At 68.5% G+C, this 16,440-nt stretch carries 12 protein-coding genes; 5 read left to right on the top strand and 7 right to left on the bottom strand.

What is annotated here, in order from left to right:
* From tldD to AC51BJ_RS13715, 4 genes are read right to left on the bottom strand one after another with little or no spacing between them, the layout of a single operon-like run.
* Complete coding sequence (gene tldD, locus AC51BJ_RS13730; protein ID WP_496280594.1) at positions 1 to 1,485, bottom strand: metalloprotease TldD; 1,485 nt, start codon at positions 1,483 to 1,485, stop codon at positions 1 to 3.
* Positions 1,486 to 1,503: 18 nt separating this feature from the next.
* Positions 1,504 to 2,286: a GNAT family N-acetyltransferase gene (locus AC51BJ_RS13725; protein ID WP_019917032.1), complete on the bottom strand. Its 783-nt coding sequence runs from the start codon at positions 2,284 to 2,286 to the stop codon at positions 1,504 to 1,506.
* Positions 2,287 to 2,297: 11 nt separating this feature from the next.
* Positions 2,298 to 3,116 (bottom strand): carbon-nitrogen hydrolase family protein, encoded by an 819-nt coding sequence (locus tag AC51BJ_RS13720; protein ID WP_496280593.1) that lies wholly within the window; start codon positions 3,114 to 3,116, stop codon positions 2,298 to 2,300.
* A gap of 27 nt (positions 3,117 to 3,143) precedes the next feature.
* Complete coding sequence (locus tag AC51BJ_RS13715; protein WP_496280592.1) at positions 3,144 to 7,064, bottom strand: YhdP family protein; 3,921 nt, start codon at positions 7,062 to 7,064, stop codon at positions 3,144 to 3,146.
* 159 nt (positions 7,065 to 7,223) lie between these two features.
* On the opposite strand from AC51BJ_RS13715, the gene glnE reads away from it, so the two are divergent.
* The 4 genes from glnE (at position 7,224) to trhO (ending at position 12,251) form a co-directional block, all read left to right on the top strand.
* Positions 7,224 to 9,965, top strand: coding sequence for a bifunctional [glutamate--ammonia ligase]-adenylyl-L-tyrosine phosphorylase/[glutamate--ammonia-ligase] adenylyltransferase (glnE, locus tag AC51BJ_RS13710; protein ID WP_496280591.1), 2,742 nt, complete (start codon positions 7,224 to 7,226; stop codon positions 9,963 to 9,965).
* Positions 9,966 to 9,991: 26 nt separating this feature from the next.
* A complete protein-coding gene (locus tag AC51BJ_RS13705) occupies positions 9,992 to 10,369 on the top strand; it encodes a hypothetical protein (protein WP_430434971.1) in 378 nt (125 codons plus the stop codon).
* 129 nt (positions 10,370 to 10,498) lie between these two features.
* On the top strand, positions 10,499 to 11,473 hold the full coding sequence (locus AC51BJ_RS13700; RefSeq protein WP_304001817.1) for a sulfite exporter TauE/SafE family protein: 975 nt from the start codon (positions 10,499 to 10,501) through the stop codon (positions 11,471 to 11,473).
* A gap of 61 nt (positions 11,474 to 11,534) precedes the next feature.
* Complete coding sequence (gene trhO, locus AC51BJ_RS13695) at positions 11,535 to 12,251, top strand: oxygen-dependent tRNA uridine(34) hydroxylase TrhO (RefSeq protein ID WP_496280590.1); 717 nt, start codon at positions 11,535 to 11,537, stop codon at positions 12,249 to 12,251.
* A gap of 12 nt (positions 12,252 to 12,263) precedes the next feature.
* Here the strand turns inward: trhO and AC51BJ_RS13690 are convergent, their stop codons facing one another.
* A complete protein-coding gene (locus AC51BJ_RS13690) occupies positions 12,264 to 13,181 on the bottom strand; it encodes a DUF808 domain-containing protein (RefSeq protein ID WP_496280589.1) in 918 nt (305 codons plus the stop codon).
* Between the two features lie 92 nt (positions 13,182 to 13,273).
* Positions 13,274 to 13,546, bottom strand: coding sequence for a hypothetical protein (locus tag AC51BJ_RS13685; RefSeq protein ID WP_496280588.1), 273 nt, complete (start codon positions 13,544 to 13,546; stop codon positions 13,274 to 13,276).
* Between the two features lie 82 nt (positions 13,547 to 13,628).
* Between AC51BJ_RS13685 and AC51BJ_RS13680 the strand changes: the two genes are divergently transcribed.
* Positions 13,629 to 14,297, top strand: a complete 669-nt coding sequence (locus AC51BJ_RS13680) for a biliverdin-producing heme oxygenase (protein WP_496280587.1) — start codon at positions 13,629 to 13,631, stop codon at positions 14,295 to 14,297.
* Here the strand turns inward: AC51BJ_RS13680 and AC51BJ_RS13675 are convergent.
* Positions 14,281 to 16,440, bottom strand: a complete 2,160-nt coding sequence (locus AC51BJ_RS13675) for a GAF domain-containing protein (RefSeq protein ID WP_496280586.1) — start codon at positions 16,438 to 16,440, stop codon at positions 14,281 to 14,283. The two genes, AC51BJ_RS13680 and AC51BJ_RS13675, sit on opposite strands and share 17 nt — an antisense overlap.

Below are 16,440 nucleotides of genomic sequence, written 5' to 3'. Positions count from 1 at the left end.
TCAGGCCGTGCCTCCAACGGTCAGTCCGTCGATGCGCAGCGTCGGCTGACCGACGCCGACCGGCACGCTCTGCCCTTCCTTGCCGCAGGTGCCGACGCCGCTGTCCAGCGCCATGTCGTTGCCGATCATCGACACGCGGGTCAGCGCGTCCGGGCCGTTGCCGATCAGCGTTGCGCCCTTGATCGGGTAGGTCACGCGACCGTTCTCGATCATGTACACCTCGGCCCCCGAGAACACGAACTTGCCACTGGTGATATCCACCTGGCCGCCGCCGAAATTGACCGCGTACAGGCCCTTCTTGACCGAACGGATGATTTCTTCCGGCTCGCGATCGCCGTTCAGCATGTAGGTGTTGGTCATGCGTGGCATCGGCAGATGGGCGAAGCTTTCGCGGCGACCATTGCCGGTCGGCGCCACGCCCATCAGGCGGGCGTTCAGGCTGTCCTGCATGTAGCCGACCAGGATGCCGTCCTCGATCAGCGTGGTGCAGCGGGTCGGGTTGCCTTCGTCGTCCACGGTCAGCGAGCCGCGGCGGTTCGGCAGCGTGCCGTCGTCGACCACGGTGACGCCGCGCGACGCGACCTGCTGGCCGATGCGGCCGGCGAAGGCGGAACTGCCCTTGCGGTTGAAATCGCCTTCCAGACCGTGGCCGATCGCCTCGTGCAGCAGGATGCCGGGCCAGCCCGGGCCGAGCACCACGCTCATCGTGCCGGCCGGCGCCGGGCGGGCGTCGAGGTTGACGCGCGCCTGATGCACCGCCTTTGCCGCGTAGTCGCGCAGTACCGCGTCAGTGAAATAGCCGTAGTCGAAACGGCCTCCGCCGCCACTGGAGCCCTGCTCGCGGCGATCGCCGTCCTGCATGATGACGGTGACCGACACCCGCACCAGCGGGCGCACGTCGGCCGCCATATGGCCGTCGCTGCGCATCACCATCACCACCTCGTGCGTGCCGGCGATGTGCGCCATCACCTGGGTGACGCGACTGTCCTCGGCGCGGGCGTAGCTTTCGAGCCGTTCGAGCAGTTTCACCTTGTCGGTGTCGCTGAGCGAGGCGTGCGGATTGCGCGACGAATACAGCGGCACCGGCGACGCCGAGGTGACCGTGCGCGCAGTCAGGCTCTGCCCCTGCGAGGCGATCGCGCGTGTCGCACGGGCCGCCGCTTCGAGCGCCGGCAGGCTGATTTCGTCGGAATAGGCGAAGGCCGTCTTCTCGCCCTGGATCGCGCGTACGCCGACACCCTGTTCGATGTTGAAGCTGCCGGACTTGACGATGCCCTCTTCCAGGCTCCAGGCCTCGCTGCACTGGTGCTGGAAGTAGAGATCGGCGTAGTCGATGCGATGGCCGCCAAGCAGCCCGAACACGCGGTCGAGTTCGCCGCGGTCGAGATCGAAGGGGGCGAGCAGCGTGGCACGCGCGGTGCCCATCAGGTCGGCGCCGGTGAGCGCCATCGGTTCGCGGGTCTTGACGGTGGAGCCGGTGGTCATGAATGCATCAGTCCTGGTTCAGTTGCGCGCCGGACGCCCCAGGCGTTCGGCGATGGCGTCCTCTTCCTGGCGCGGGAAGAAGTACTTGTACATCGATTTCTCTTCCTTCAGATCACGCCAGCGGCCACCCAGTTCATCGACGCGGCTGCGATACAGCTCGCGCGTCAGCCGCAGCAGGATGGCCGGCGCGCCGACGCGCTTGCACATGCGCTCCTCGGCGGCCGGAACGAAGTCGAGATATTTCTCGTAGAAGGCGCGGTGGCGCGGGTTCACCTCGATCAGCACGTCGTCGCAGTCCTGGATGCGGAAGGCGTAGATGCACATCAGGTGGAACAGCGTGCCCATCAGCCGCTTCGAGCGCACCGACTGCTCGACCGCGAACTTGCCGAACTCGCACACCTTGCGACCTTCGTCGCGCAGCCCGTGCATCACGTCCGGATAGGTTTCGTCGGCCGACAGGCCGGTGTCGGAGTCGAGGTTGACCGTGATGGTGCCGTAGATGTGGCCGTCGAACTCGGCTACAAGGGTGATGCGGTTGGGCGCCTCGTCGATCTGCTTCTTCGTGTGATAGCCGCGCCACGAGTACATCTTCTCGATCAGCAGGCTGGTGCCCTCGCGCTTCTCGTTGTCGCTGCTCAGCAGGCGCACACGGAACTTGTCCTTCTGCTGCGCCATTTCGCGCGTACCCGGAATGTCCTCCTGCTCGATGCACATCGAGCGCAGCCGTTCGACGTCCATGACCGTCACTTCCGCAAGCGTGTGCGGAAATTTCGACGGATTGCGAGTGGTTTGGTCATTCATTCGAGGAGACCTCAGCAAGCGATGCGCCGGTGGCCCAAGGCTGGAAGATTCTGCCTTATTTCAACAAGATAGTCCGAATCCAGATCACCTACGACCACACCCGGGCCACGCGCCAGGCGATTGATCACATTGCCCCACGGGTCGATCAGCATCGAGTCACCCCAGGTGCGCCGGCCGGACGGGTGCACGCCGCCCTGCGCCGCCGCCACCACGTAGCACTGATTCTCCACCGCGCGGGCGCGCAGCAGCAGTTCCCAGTGCGCACGACCGGTCGTTTCGGTGAAGGCGGCACCGAGCACCAGCAGCTTCATGTCGCCCAGCGCGCGGAAATACTCCGGAAAGCGCAGGTCGTAGCAGATCGACAGCCCGACCCGGCCGAAAGGGGTCTCGATCGATACCGGCTGATGGCCGGCTTCGATCGTCCGCGCCTCGTCGTAGTTCTCGGCGCCGCGGGTGAAGGCGAACAGATGGACCTTGTCGTAACGGGCCACCTGGCTGCCGTCCGGACCGTAGGCCAGGCAAGTATTGCGGACCTTGTTCGCGGCATCCGCCACCAGCGGCACCGAGCCGCCGATCAGCCAGATGCCGTGCCGGCGCGCGCAGTCGGAAAGGAAGCGCTGGATCGGGCCGTTTCCCTCCTGCTCGCGTATGCCCAGCTTGTCCGCCTCGTCACCGGAAATCAGCGGAAAGTACTCGGGCAGCGCCACCAGCTGCGCGCCCTGACGCGCCGCCTCGGCAATCCAGTGCCCGGCCTCCTGCAGGTTGTCCGCCACCACCGGGCCGGACACCATCTGCACGGCAGCAACGCGGGTCTTGGTCGTAGTGTTCATGACGCACCTTTCAATCGGATGACAGGCTCATTCAGCGGCCGGCGCCGTCGACAGCTTGGCGACCAGCGGATCCTCCCATGAACCGGTGACCGCGTAGCGGAAGGAGAAGATCTGCCCGAGCGGGTCCTTCAGCACCTTCTGCGCCAGATAGGTCGCCACACCGACCGCCGGATTGGCGATCAGCGCGCCGACCGACACGCTGTCGCTCAGCGCCGGCTGGACGTTCACCGTCAGGTTCTGGGTTTCGGCGGCGATGTTGGCACTGCCGCTGATCTGCACGCGCGCGGCCGGCCCGGCCAGTTCGAGATTGTCGGTGTTCATGATGCCACGCTCGACCGCCACCGTTCCTTCGATGCGATCGAAAGCGAAGCCCTCGCTGAACACGTCGCGAAAATCGAGCGTGATGCGCCGCGGCAGCGACTGCAGGCTGAGGATGCCGAGGAGGCGCCCGGCGCCCGGATTGATCTTGCTGAACTGGCCGTTGCTCGCCTTCAGCTCGAACGATCCGGACAGCGACGGGTAGTCGATCGACAGCGGACTGCCCTGCCAGCGCAGCATGCCCTTCATGCCGGCGGTGCCGCGGCGCAGCGCGCCGGCGTGGCCGAGGCGGTCGAGCAGCTTGCCGGCGTCCTCGCTGTCGATGACGAAATCGAGCCGCGTCTCGCGCGTGCCGCGCAAGCCGGCCAGCGCGCGGCCCCAGGCACCGCTGGCGACGAAACTGCCCTCGGGCATGGTCAGCGCCAGCCGGTTGATCAGCCAGGCACGGCGCTCGTTGCTGGCCTGCAGTTCCAGCCGGCCGAGGTTGCGCCCGTCGAGTACGAAGCGCCCCGCCTCGATGTCCAGCGCCGGCAGTTCGTCCAGTTCCTCGTCCGGCTCGACGCTGCTGACCTGGGCGCCCGCCTCGTCCTCCGTATCGATGCGCAACTGGTCGAAACGCGCCTTCACCTGACCCTTGCCCTGCGCGTTCCAGCTCACGCGGCCGCGTGCCTGGGTGCTGGCAAGGTCGATGTCCCACACCTCGCCGCGCCGAGTCGCGTCGATCTTCACCGCCTCCAGCCAATGCCCGGACAGGCGCAGATTCTTCGCATCGAGCTTCACCTTCGACACTGGCAGGGGCTCTCCTGCAGTACCGCCCGCTGACGTCGGCGCGGCGAAGGCACGGCGCAGCGCATCGAGATCGACCGTTTCGGTGGTCAGCGCCAGCGCCAGCCCCTGATCGGGCAAGGCAGGTATCTGTGGCAGACCGACCGCACCTCGCTCCAGCACCCAGCCACCCGGCGTCGAGCGGCGGACGATATCGGCGCTGCCCATCCGGCCAGCGTCGATCCGCAGCAGTTCGCGCTCGGCGCCGAGCGCCGGCAGCCCGCGCCGTGCCGCTTCGCGCGCGTCGAGACCGCCGATGCGCTCGACCTTCAGCGCCAGCGCCTCGCCGACCGACTTGCCGAAGGGCGCCGGCAGCGTCGAAGCGACCTGCGACAGGTCGGCGTCCAGAACCATGTCGGTGCCGTTGCGGCGCACGCCCAGCCGTGCCTGCCAGCCGGCGACGCCGGACAGCGCCGCCATCCACGGCTGGCCGAACTGGGCGCGCAGCGCGTCCATCGAGGCGCGGCCGCGCACGTCTACATTGACCGTGCCACCGCCGCCGGTGCCGACATCCAGTGTCATCGGAAAGCCGAGCACGCTGGCCTGGGCGCCGCGGATGGACAGGGCGCTGTCGGTGAAGGCCACCTTGCCCGATGCGTCGGTCAGCGGCGGCAGCGTGCTGTCCAGTACGAGCTTGTTGGCGGTGAAGCTGTATTCGCCCTCGACCTTGGTGTCCTTCGAATGGCGCAGCGGGATGGTGAGTGCGATTGCCAGCTTGCCGTTGCCCTCGGCGCGCATGGTCGAGGTGAAGCCGTCGATGCGTTCGGCCACCGGGCTGGCGTCGATGTAGCGCAGGAAATCGGCGGTCGCACCGCTGGTCGAGCCCTTCACCAGCAGCAGTTCCTCGGCCGCGTCGAGGTCGGGAATCTCGGCCGTGGTCGGACCGAGCTTCGTGTTCATGATGCGACCGTCACGCGAGGTGATGAGCATGCGCGGCCCCTCGAACAGCACGTCGGCGCGCAGGCCGGTCAGCGGCGGCCAGCTCGGGCCGAAGTCGACGGTCACGTCCTCGGCCTTCACCTTGACCTGGAATATGCCGGGCTGGCCGCGGTCGAAGGGGAAGTCATCGAGCCGGCCGCGCAGCTTCAGCGTCGCCTCCGGCGCGCGCCCCGCGGTCAGCGCAGTGCGCAGCCAGTCGCGCGTGTCGGGACCGATGTCCAGCGGCAGATAGCGCCAGACCGCCCGCGCATCGCCGTCGAGCAGTTTTGCTTCGATGTCGATCTCGCCGGCCGTGTTGCCCGCCGTGCGGTAGCGCCCGCGCGCCTGGCCCTGCACGTCGTCGTTGCGGAAGGCGAGCGATTCGATCACCACCTCGGTTTCGCCGTCGCTGCGCGCCCAGCCGGCGCGTGCCTTGAACTGTGAGAACGGAATTTCCGGCTGCGGGAACACCGCCGGCAGGTCGAGCACCAGCTCCGGCGCGTCGATCTGAACGCTGCCGCGCACGTCGCTGCCCTCGATGCGACCGCTCAGGCCGCTCACCCCGGGCAGTGCGCCGTCGGCGCGCACACCGACGCGGTCCAGTCGCGCGCTGACGCGGAAGGCGGTCGGCGCCGACAGCGGGCCGGTCCAGCCGCCGTCGAGTTCATGCACGACGCCCTGCGCCGCGTGGCGCTGCAGCCGGTCGCGCAACGTGTCGGGCAGCGGAAGGTAGGCTGACAGCCGGGTCAGCGCGTCGAGATCGAGCGCACTGGCCGACAGCTCGCCACGCTCCACTTCGCTGCCGGCCGCCGCCTGCCAGCGCAGATCGATGCTGGTCGGCTGCAGACGCAGCCCGCCGCGGGTCGCCAGTTGCAACTGACGGGCCGAGGCGACGACGCGCTCCTGGCTCAGTTGTTCGGCGCTGACGCGGCCGGACAGGCTGACCAGGTCGAGCAGCGGCAGTTCGGGCGCCAGACGCAAGCGGACGTCGGCCAGCGCCAGTTCGCCGGTCACCTCGGCCAGCCGGGCGCCGTCGAAACGCGTCCAGGCACGCGCCGCACCGCGCCCCTGCGACAGTTCGAGCGGGTAATCGACCCAGGTCTGCCAGACCGCCATGTCGGCGCCTTCGAGCGACACGAACAGTTCGCCCGACGCGCTGCGCCAGTCCTCGCGGTCGGGCAGCGTCACGTCGCCGCGGATGTCCAGTCGCTGGGCCAGCTCGCTCGGCGGCCGTGCCGACAGGCCGAAGCGGTGGTCGCGCCCGGAATTGTCCAGGCGGAAATCGACCTGGGTGAGCTGCAGCGGCGGCGCGGTTTCGCGCAGGGCGTCGTCCCACTCCAGCCGCGCGCCGCGGATATTGATCTGGCCCTGCGACAGCAGCCAGCGCATGAACCCGCCCCGCTCACCGTCCTGCCTTATTTCCAGACCGGCGACGAAGAAGCGGCCGTCGGCCTCGCGGCGTATCCAGAGGTCGGGGCCGTTGATGTCGAGCCGGTGCAGATGCAGTTCGCCGCGTACCAGCGACGAAAAGCCGAGTGCCGCTTCGACCTGTTCCAGCCGTAGCGCCGGCTGGCCGGCTTCGTCGAGCAGGGTCAGGCCGCGCAGCGACAGCTGCGGGTGCAGGCCGCTCCAGTCGGCACTCAGGCTGTCGATGCGCACCTGGCGCTGCAGTGCGTCGCCGAGCGCCTGTTCGATGCGCGCGCGATGCTGGTCCACCTCGGGCAGCACCCAGTGGCGAGCGACCAGCACGATGCAGGCGACGACGACGTAGGCGATCAGGGCCGCGTCGAACAGCCGCCCGGCGATGCGGCGCCACAAGGGGCGGGCCGCTGCCGCGCGGACGGTGGCGACCGCGGCGGCGAGTTCAGCGTGGGCGGAGTCGGACAAGATTTGCGGGCAGTCAAACCGGCGATGACTGCATTTATGGAACGATGCGGGAGTTTACCCGCAACGCAGGCGCTGTCGCGCTTTGTAAGGCCATGCTTACATGCCGGCCCGCACCGCGGTTTTTTGCATAATCGACATCTTCATACGAGAAAGCCTGACATGGACGCCCCCGCCGCCATCGCCCACGCCCGCCGCCACAGCCGCTACCTCGCCCGCCTGCTGGACGCGCGGCCGGCGCTGGAAGATGCGCTGGGCAGCACGCTGCAGGCCCAGATCAGCGCGGCCCTGATCGGCGAATGGCTGACACAGACGCCGTTCGGGCACGGTGACGAGGCGGCGCTGAAATCGGCGCTGCGCCGGCTGCGTGCCCGCACCATGGCCCACCTGATCGTGCGCGACCTGGCGGGTCTGGCCGATCTGGACGAGGTGACCGAGGGCATGACGCTGCTGGCCGAACAGACGGTGCGAGTGGCGGTCGATCAGGCGCGCGCCGCGCTGGTCGAGCGCTTCGGCGAACCGCGCGGCGAGGCGGACCACGCGGTGCAGCCCTTCATCTGCATCGGCATGGGCAAGCTGGGCGGCCGTGAGCTGAACGTCAGTTCCGACGTCGACTTCATCTTCGTCTACCCGGAATCGGGCGAAACCGACGGTGAAACGCCGACCGGAGCGGGCAAGCGCATCGACAACTTCGACTTTTTCACGCGCCTCGGCCGCAAGGTGATCGAACTGCTGGCCGACGTGACCGCCGACGGCTTCGTGTTCCGCGTCGACATGCGGCTGCGCCCGAACGGCGACTCCGGCCCGCTGGCCTGCAGCTTCGACATGCTGGAGAACTACTTCGTCACCCAGGGCCGCGAATGGGAGCGCTACGCCTGGATCAAGGCGCGCGCGCTGACCGGTGGCGTCAATGACGAGCTGGAGTCGCTGCGCAAGCCCTTCGTGTTCCGCAAATACCTCGATTTCGGCGCGATCAACGCGATGCGCGACCTGCACGCGCAGATCCGCCGCGAGGTGGCGCGCCGCGACATGGCGGACAACATCAAGCTCGGTCCGGGTGGCATCCGCGAGATCGAATTCATCGCTCAGGTATTCCAGCTCATCCGCGGCGGCCGCGAGAGCGCGCTGCAGATCCGCCCGACGCAGAAGGTGCTCGACCGGCTGGCGATGCGCGGCGTGCTGGGCGAGGACGCGGTCGAACAGCTGCAGTCCGCCTACGTCTTCCTGCGCCGGCTCGAACACCGCCTGCAGTACGTCGAAGACGCGCAGACGCACAAACTGCCGGCCAGCGCCGAAGACCAGGCGCTGGTCGCCTCGGCCATGGGCTTCGGCGATTACGCCGCGCTGCTGGAGGAACTGGACCTCCACCGCGGCCACGTGAGCCGCCATTTCGACGCCGTATTCGGCGCGCAGGAAAGCTCGACCCCGACGCCGCGTGCCGTCTGGCAGGACATCGGTCAGGACAGCGCGCCATGCGACGACTGCCACAGCGCGCTCGACGGCATGGGCTTCGACGACACCGAACAGCTGGCGCGCCGCCTGTCCGCCTTCAAGTCGGGCAGCCGCTACCGCCAGTTGCCCGACAGTTCACGCACCCGAGTCGACGCGCTGGTACCCAAGCTGCTCGAAGCCTGCCGCGACACGCCGCACCCCACGGCCACCGCGCTGCGCGGCCTCGACCTGCTCGAAACCATCAGCCGGCGGGCTGCCTATCTGGCGCTGCTGGCCGAGTTTCCACAGGCGCTGAGCCAGGTGGCGCGGCTGATCGGCGCGTCGAGCTGGGCGGCGAACTATCTGGTACGCCACCCGATCCTGCTCGACGAACTGCTGGACGCCCGCCTGCTCACCGCCGAGCCCGACTGGCCGGCCTTCGAACAGGCGCTGCGCCAGCAACTGGACGAGCTGGGCGACGACACCGAGCGGCAGATGGACACCATGCGCGATGCCCACCATGCGCAGGTATTCCGGCTGCTGGCGCGCGACCTGGCCGGCGAGCTGTCGGTCGAGCGCCTGTCCGACCACCTGTCGGCGCTGGCCGACGCGATGCTGCGCATCACGCTGGACATGTGCTGGCGCAAGCTCACCCGTCGCCATTGCGACACGCCGCGCTTTGCGGTCATCGCCTACGGCAAGCTGGGCGGCAAGGAACTGGGCTATGCCTCCGACCTCGACGTCATCTTCCTGTTCGACGACCCGCACGAGTCGGCGCCGGAAACCTATGCGCGACTGGCCCAGCGCATGCTCACCTGGCTGTCCAGCCATACCAGCGCCGGCATCCTGTTCGAAACCGACACCCGGCTGCGGCCCAATGGCGAATCCGGCCTGCTGGTCAGTTCGATCGAGGCCTTCCGCGACTACCAGCAGAAATCGGCCTGGGTGTGGGAGCACCAGGCGCTGACGCGCGCCCGTTTCTGCGCCGGCGACGCCGCGGTCGGCGAGCAGTTCGAGGCGATCCGCCGCGAACTGCTGACGCAGCCGCGCGACGTCGCCGCGCTGCGCCGCGAAGTGCTGGACATGCGGCAGAAGATGATGGACGGCCACGCCAACAAGTCCGAACTGTTCGACATCAAGCACGACGCCGGCGGTCTGATCGACCTCGAGTTCGCCGTTCAGTACATGGTGCTGGCCCATTCGGGCGCGCACCCGGAGCTGACCGGCAATCTCGGCAACATCGCGCTGCTGCGCATCGCCTCCGAAGTCGGCCTGCTGCCGGCGCTCGACGCGGTCGCCGCCGGCAACGCCTACCGCCGGCTGCGCCACCTGCAGCACGGCCTGCGGCTGAACGATGCGCCGAAAGCCCGGGTGCCGAAGGACGAGGTGGTGGCCGAGCGCACTGCCATCCGTGCCATATGGTCGCGCCTGTTCGACGACGCGTCGAACTCCGACGCAGTCGAACGACTCTGACCCAAAGACCTGTCATGGAGCTTCGCATGCACACGCTTACCCTGCGCCGCAGCCTGCTGCTCGCCGGCCTCACCCTGACGCTCGGCGGCTGCGTCACTTCGCCGCCGCTTCCGCCGGCGCCGACCACCGACGAAATCGTGCAGATGTCGAAGGACGGCATCCCGCCGGCGGAAATCATCCAGCGCCTGGAGGAGAGCCGCGCGCTTTACCCGCTCAAGGCCTCTCAGCTGGCGAAGTTGCGCGAGGACGGCGTGTCGGACGAGGTGATCGACTACATGCAGCAGACGCTGATCGAAACCGAGCGCATGCGCGAAGCGATGCGCGAACGCGACCGCATGTGGATGTATGGCTACCCCTACTACCCGGCCTACCCCTGGGGCTACTGGCGGCGGCCTTACCGGTAGTGCGGCGCCGACCCGGGCGACACCTGCCGACAAATACCACCCAGTGATATACATAGAACTAAATATCACTTTTTTGGATAAGCATTGCTGACTAGACTGCGCGCTCCCTGAGATATCGAGCGACGCGCAGTGAAGATCCGCCACATCGACACCCGGCCCACCGAGGTCGGACAAGCCCACGAAGCACTCGGCCTGCCGCCGGTCGAGCAGGTGATCGACCGCGCGCAGGCACACCCGCTGGCCACCGTCGCCAGCTGGTTCATGGGCTTCACGCTGTTCGGCCTGGCCGCCATCCTGCTCGCGCGCGGCCTGCCACTGGGCGACCCGTCGGCGGCGCTGGACATCGTCATCGGCGTCGTCACCTCGGACGAATTCCTGAAGGCCGCCGCCGTCGGCTTCATCGCGCAGAGCATCGACGGCGCGCTCGGCATGGCCTACGGCATTTCCGCCACCACCTTCCTGCTCGGCACCGGCGCCTCGCCCGCAGTGGCGAGTGCCAGCGTGCACATCGCCGAAATCTTCACCACCGGCCTGTCCGGCCTGTCGCATCTGCGGCTGGGCAACGTCGACCGCAAGCTGATGCTCAAGCTGCTGATACCGGGCGTGATCGGCGGCGTACTCGGCGCGCTGGTGGTGACGAAATTCGACGGCGCTGCACTCAAGCCGTGGATTTCCGGCTACCTGCTGGTGATGGGCATCTACGTGCTGGCCAAGGCCTGGCGCCACCGGCGCAAGCCGGCACAGGAGCCGAAGCACGTCGCCAAGCTGGCGCTGTTCGGCGGCTTCGTCGACGCTGCTGGCGGCGGCGGCTGGGGGCCGGTGGTCACGACCAGCCTGGTCGGCGCCGGCCAGGACCCGCGCCGCACCATCGGTTCGGTGAATTTCGCCGAGTTCTTCATCGCCATCGCCAGCGCCGGCGCCTTCGTCATCTTCATCGACGCCGCCCCGTGGGCCACCGTGGCCGGCCTGGTCGCCGGCGGCATGTTCGCCGCGCCACTGGCCGCCTTCCTGTGCCGCGCGCTGCCGGCGCGTGCGCTGCTGGTGCTGGTCGGCACGCTGATCAGCGGCCTCAGTGCCTACAACCTGATGAAGGCACTGGGCTGAGCGCCGCCGGGGACGGACGAAGCGGCAGGTATACTTGCCGCCTGATCTCCGGATAGTGAGCATGACCCGTTACGCCAACACTGCCGCCTACCGCTTCATCCGCCTCGACGACCGCGAAGCGCTGCGCACACGCATCCACGACGCGGCGCAGTCGCGCCAGCTGCTCGGCACCGTGCTGCTGGCCAGCGAGGGCATCAACATCTTCCTCGCCGGGCTGGAAGGCGATCTGCGCGACTTCTTCGCCGAACTCGGGCAGGACCCGCGCTTCGCCGCGCTCGACGTGAAGTGGAGCGGCTCGGACACGCTGCCCTTCAAGCGGCTGCGCGTGCGGCTGAAGAAGGAAATCGTCACCGTCGGCGCGCCCGACTTCGACCCGACCGAAACGCCGGCGCCCTATCTGCCGCCGGCCGAACTGAAGCGCTGGTACGACGAAGGGCGGCCCTTCGTCATCATCGACACACGCAACCGCTGGGAAGTCGAGCAGGGCAGCTTCGACAACGCGCTCGATCCGGGCGTCGACAGCTTCGGTCAGTTCCCGGCCGCGCTCGAACAGTACGCCGATCTGAAGGACACGCCCATCGTCACCTTCTGCACCGGCGGCATCCGCTGCGAAAAAGCCGCACCCTTGATGAAGAAGGCCGGCTTCAACAAGGTGTGGCAGCTTGAAGGCGGCATCCTGCGCTATTTCGAGGAAGTGGGCGGCGCCCACTGGCACGGCAACTGCGTCGTGTTCGACGACCGCGGCGCACTGAAGCCGGATCTGAGCCCGGCCCGCTGAGTCAGCGCTGGGTCAGGCGGCCACGCTGCCGCGCAGCTTCTTGACGCCCAGCACCACGGCCAACGTGATCGCACCGGCGACGACGCCGGTCAGTGCGTCGGCGACGAAGGGCAGCAGCACGCCCCACACCGAACCCACCGCTTCCGACAGATGATGTATCCGGTCGTGCAGCGCCGGAATGCCGTGTGTCAGGATGCCGCCGCCAACCAGGAACATGGCGGCGGTGCCGGCCACCGACAAAGCCTTCATCAACCACGGCGCCAGCGCGAGGATGCCGCGGCCGAGCGCACGCGCTGCGCCCGAGGTGGTTCGGCTCAGGTAGAGACCGGCATCGTCCAGCTTGACGATGCCCGCCACCAGTCCGTAGACCCCGACCGTCATGATGGCGGCGATGCCCGCCAGTACCGCGACCTGGGTACCGAAAGGCGCGTCGGCCACGGTGCCCAGCGTGATGGCAATGATTTCGGCCGACAGGATGAAATCGGTACGGATGGCGCCCTTCACCTTCTCCTTCTCCAGCGCCACCAGATCGACCTGTTCGTCGGCCAGTGCCTTCATGTGCTCGGCGTGGTGGGCGGCGTCTTCGTCGGCGCTGTGCAGGAATTTGTGCGCCAGTTTCTCGACGCCTTCGTAACAGAGGAAGAGCCCGCCTATCATCAGCAGCGGCGTCACCGCCGCCGGGAGGAAGGCGCTGATGGCCAGCGCCGCCGGCACCAGGATGAGCTTGTTGCGCACCGAACCCATGGCCACCGCCCACACCACCGGCAGTTCGCGGTCGGCCTTGACGCCGGCCACCTGCTGCGCGTTCAGCGCGAGGTCGTCGCCGAGCACGCCGGCCGTCTTCTTGGCGGCGACCTTGGTCAGGACGGACACGTCGTCCAGTACGCTGGCGATGTCGTCGATCAGTGCGAGAAGGCTGGCTCCGGCCATGGCGAAATCCTGTGAGTGTTGTCGGGGTCGATCCGCACGGCATGGATCGCGCGGCGCATGCTACCGGAAGTCGGTGATGAGACTGCAGTCGATCACGGCGCGCGCGGTCGGCGCAGGTACAGATCGCAGCCGTGCGCCACGCCGGACGCCGCCAGCCAGAACAGCACCTGGGTCGCACCGCCGCCGGTGAGGGCCGCGCGCAGAGCCAGCATCAGGCACAGGCCGGCCGCCAGCGTCGGCAGCCAGCGGCCCGGCGCGAAGCCCAGACCGCGCCGGCGATGCAGCAGCGCCAGTGCCGCCGCTTCGCACAAAACCCCTATCATGATCAGGTCGATCAACACACCATTCGCCAACAGGTCGGACATGCGAGCGCTCCACGCTGAGATCGGCAGCACGCTGCCGCATACGCACACCGTACACGACTGACAGGCCGACGCACCCTTCCCCATGCACGCCACCGAACAGCCCCCGCTGTCGCAGCGCCTCCGACAGGTGACGGCAGCACATCACACGCGGGTCGAGCGCAGCGGCCCGATGCCGGCGCTGCTGCGCGGCGAACTCGGGCTGACCGCCTACTGCATGCTGCTGCGCAACCTGCATCCGATCTACCGCGATCTCGAAGCCGCGCTGGCGCGGCATGCGGCGCACCCCGGACTGGCCGGGCTGGACATCGATGGATTGCCGCGCAGCACGGCGCTGGAGGCCGACCTGGCCACACTGCACGGCGACAGCTGGGCGGACGCGCTGCCGCTGGTCGACGCGGCGGCGGACTACGCCGCGCGCCTGCGCGAACTGTCGGCAAGCCGGCCGGAACTGCTGCTCGCGCACGTATATGTGCGCTACCTCGGCGATCTGCAGGGCGGACAGATCCTGCAGCGCATCGTCGCCCGCTGCTTCGCGCTGGACGGCGAAACCGGCACCCGCTTCTACCGCTTCGGTGTCCATGCGCCGGCCGAACTCAGCGCACGACTGCGCGCCGCACTCGACGGGCCGTCGCGCGACGACGCCACGCAGGCGGACATCGCCCGCGAAGCCGAAGCCGCCTTCCTGCGTCACGTGGACATTTTCGAGGCGCTGCCGGTCGGCGACGCCGCCGCGCTCAGAGCGGTCGATTGAATTCGCGCAGGCGGGCGTAAACCGCCGCGGCACGCGTCGCCGATGCCTCCAGTTCCTCGATCAGCGTAGCGACCGGGATCGACGCCGTGGTGTCGGTCAGCTCCATCGCCGCCACGCTCGCATTGGCCAGGATGGCGCCCATCACTTCGTCGGGCAGGCCGCGCGCCTCGCGCGTGGTCAGCTGCGCATCGGCCTGGCCGGTCATCGTCAGCGACTGTTCGAGATGGCGACGCGCCGCCTCGGTGCGCTTCGCATCGGTGAGGTCAGTGAACATCAGGATGCAACCGAGCACGGCATCGCGCGGGCCCGGCACGACGTCGGCGCGCACGCCCAGCGCAATGCCACTGCTCATCCGCCACTCGCCACGCCACGACACCCGTCCTTCGCGCAGCGACCTCAACACATCGCGCACAGAGGCCTGATCTTCGAACAGCGCCGCCAGTTCGTCGAAATTCGCTGGCTGCCGGCAGCCGCCCGGTAGGATGCCGGCGAGTGCCGGACTGGGAAACAGGATGCGACCGTCCGCGTCGGCAACCAGCAGCGGCTCCGGCGACTCGTCGACCGCGGTGCGGAATTTCTCAAGCTGGTGCTGGGCGATGAGCAGGCGCACCGCCTGCGTCTGCATGATCACGTCGCGCAGCGAGGCGCCGATCGCGCGCGCCAGCGCCAGATCGGCGCGCGACCACGGTGCTGCGGTGCCACGCACGATTTCCGACCACGCCTCGAACGAGCGTCGTGGCGACAAGGTCAGCGGATCGTTGTCGACCATGGGCTTGGCGGGGTCGCCGGCCCAGGTCAGCTTGGCACGCTGCTCGCGGCGGAACCACATCAGCAGATTGCGGCCGCGCGTCGACAGATCGATCGCCAGCACGCCGCACACCACCGGCGTCAGGTAGGCCAGCGCCGGATTGGCGCGCTCGACCGAGACGCAGCTGAACAGCATCTGCTTCATCTCGCCGGACACCCAGCCGGCCAGCGCGCGCACTGCCTCGGTGGACGGCACCTCGCCGGCGGTCAGCAGTTCGCCGTCGTGCAATAGCGCGACACCGCTGGCGTCCATCGGCAGCAGCAGGGTGCGCGCGTTGCGCATCAGCGCCGAACGCCAGTCGCCCTCGGTCGACGTCGCCTCGATCAGCCGCAGTTCCATGCGCCGCACCAGCACGTCGACCTGGGTGCGCACGTAGTTCTCGATCGCCGCGATGCGCGTCGACATCACCTCCGCCAGCACGTCGACGGCGGCGCGCTGCGCGTAATGGATGCGCCGCGGCGAGTAGTGGTGACAGGCGATCAGCCCCCACAGCCGCCCCTCGCGCACCAGCGACACCACCAGCGTGGCGGTCACGCCCATATTGCGCAGGTACTGGATGTGCAGCGGCGACATGCTGCGCAGGTGGCACATCGACATATCCAGCTCTTCGCCGCTGTGCGGCAGCCGGCGCGGCTCGACGGCGACCGGCAGGTAACGCGCATCGACCAGCACGCGCACCCTGTTGCGCAGATACAGGTCGCGCGCGCGCTGCGGAATGTCGGTTGCCGGGTAACGATGACCGAGCAGGGTGTCGAGCCGGTCGTCGCGCGCCTCGGCGACGATCTCGCCATGGCCGTCGGCGTCGAAGCGATACACCATCACGCGGTCGTAATGGGTCAGTTCGCGTATCGACTGCACCGCCGTGTCCGCCAGCGCATCGACGCTCATCGCCTCGCTGAAGCGTCGCACCGCCGTCGCCAGCAGGGCCTGCGCCGCGACATCCTCGGCCGGCGGCCCGGCGGTTTCCAGCTCGACGATCAGCGTGCCGGACTGCCCGCGATGCGCCATGCCCTCGAAATGTCGCAGCAGCCCGCCGTGGCCGGTGCTGCAGTGGAAGGGCGTCAGTTCGACTGCGGTCAGCGTCCGACCCAGTTCGCGCACACGCGCCGCCAGGTCGCCGCCGAGCGCCGGCAGCGGCGCCTCGACCACCTCGACGTGCGGCACGCCCAGCCACTGTTCGGTATTCAGGCTGGCCTGCAGCACCTGCAGGTCGGATTCACGCACGACCAGCAGCACGCCGTGCGGCTGTATCGAGCCGGCAAGGTGGATGAGCTCGCGCTCGCAGTTGGTCAGGTCGGCCTGACCGAAGGGCGGACTGTAGAGAGGTTCGTTCAC

It is taken from the genome of Methyloversatilis sp. S146-33, assembly GCF_059552495.1.
This window is presented reverse-complemented; position numbering and strand designations above follow the sequence as displayed.

Excerpts from the sequence above, each read along its gene's own strand:
- tldD (WP_496280594.1), bottom strand. The coding sequence starts at position 1,485 with ATGACCACCGGCTCCACCGTCAAGACCCGCGAACCGATGGCGCTCACC.
- AC51BJ_RS13725 (WP_019917032.1), bottom strand. The coding sequence starts at position 2,286 with ATGAATGACCAAACCACTCGCAATCCGTCGAAATTTCCGCACACGCTT.
- AC51BJ_RS13720 (WP_496280593.1), bottom strand. The coding sequence starts at position 3,116 with ATGAACACTACGACCAAGACCCGCGTTGCTGCCGTGCAGATGGTGTCC.
- glnE (WP_496280591.1), top strand. The coding sequence starts at position 7,224 with ATGGACGCCCCCGCCGCCATCGCCCACGCCCGCCGCCACAGCCGCTAC.
- AC51BJ_RS13705 (WP_430434971.1), top strand. The coding sequence starts at position 9,992 with ATGCACACGCTTACCCTGCGCCGCAGCCTGCTGCTCGCCGGCCTCACC.
- trhO (WP_496280590.1), top strand. The coding sequence starts at position 11,535 with ATGACCCGTTACGCCAACACTGCCGCCTACCGCTTCATCCGCCTCGAC.
- AC51BJ_RS13690 (WP_496280589.1), bottom strand. The coding sequence starts at position 13,181 with ATGGCCGGAGCCAGCCTTCTCGCACTGATCGACGACATCGCCAGCGTA.
- AC51BJ_RS13685 (WP_496280588.1), bottom strand. The coding sequence starts at position 13,546 with ATGTCCGACCTGTTGGCGAATGGTGTGTTGATCGACCTGATCATGATA.
- AC51BJ_RS13680 (WP_496280587.1), top strand. The coding sequence starts at position 13,629 with ATGCACGCCACCGAACAGCCCCCGCTGTCGCAGCGCCTCCGACAGGTG.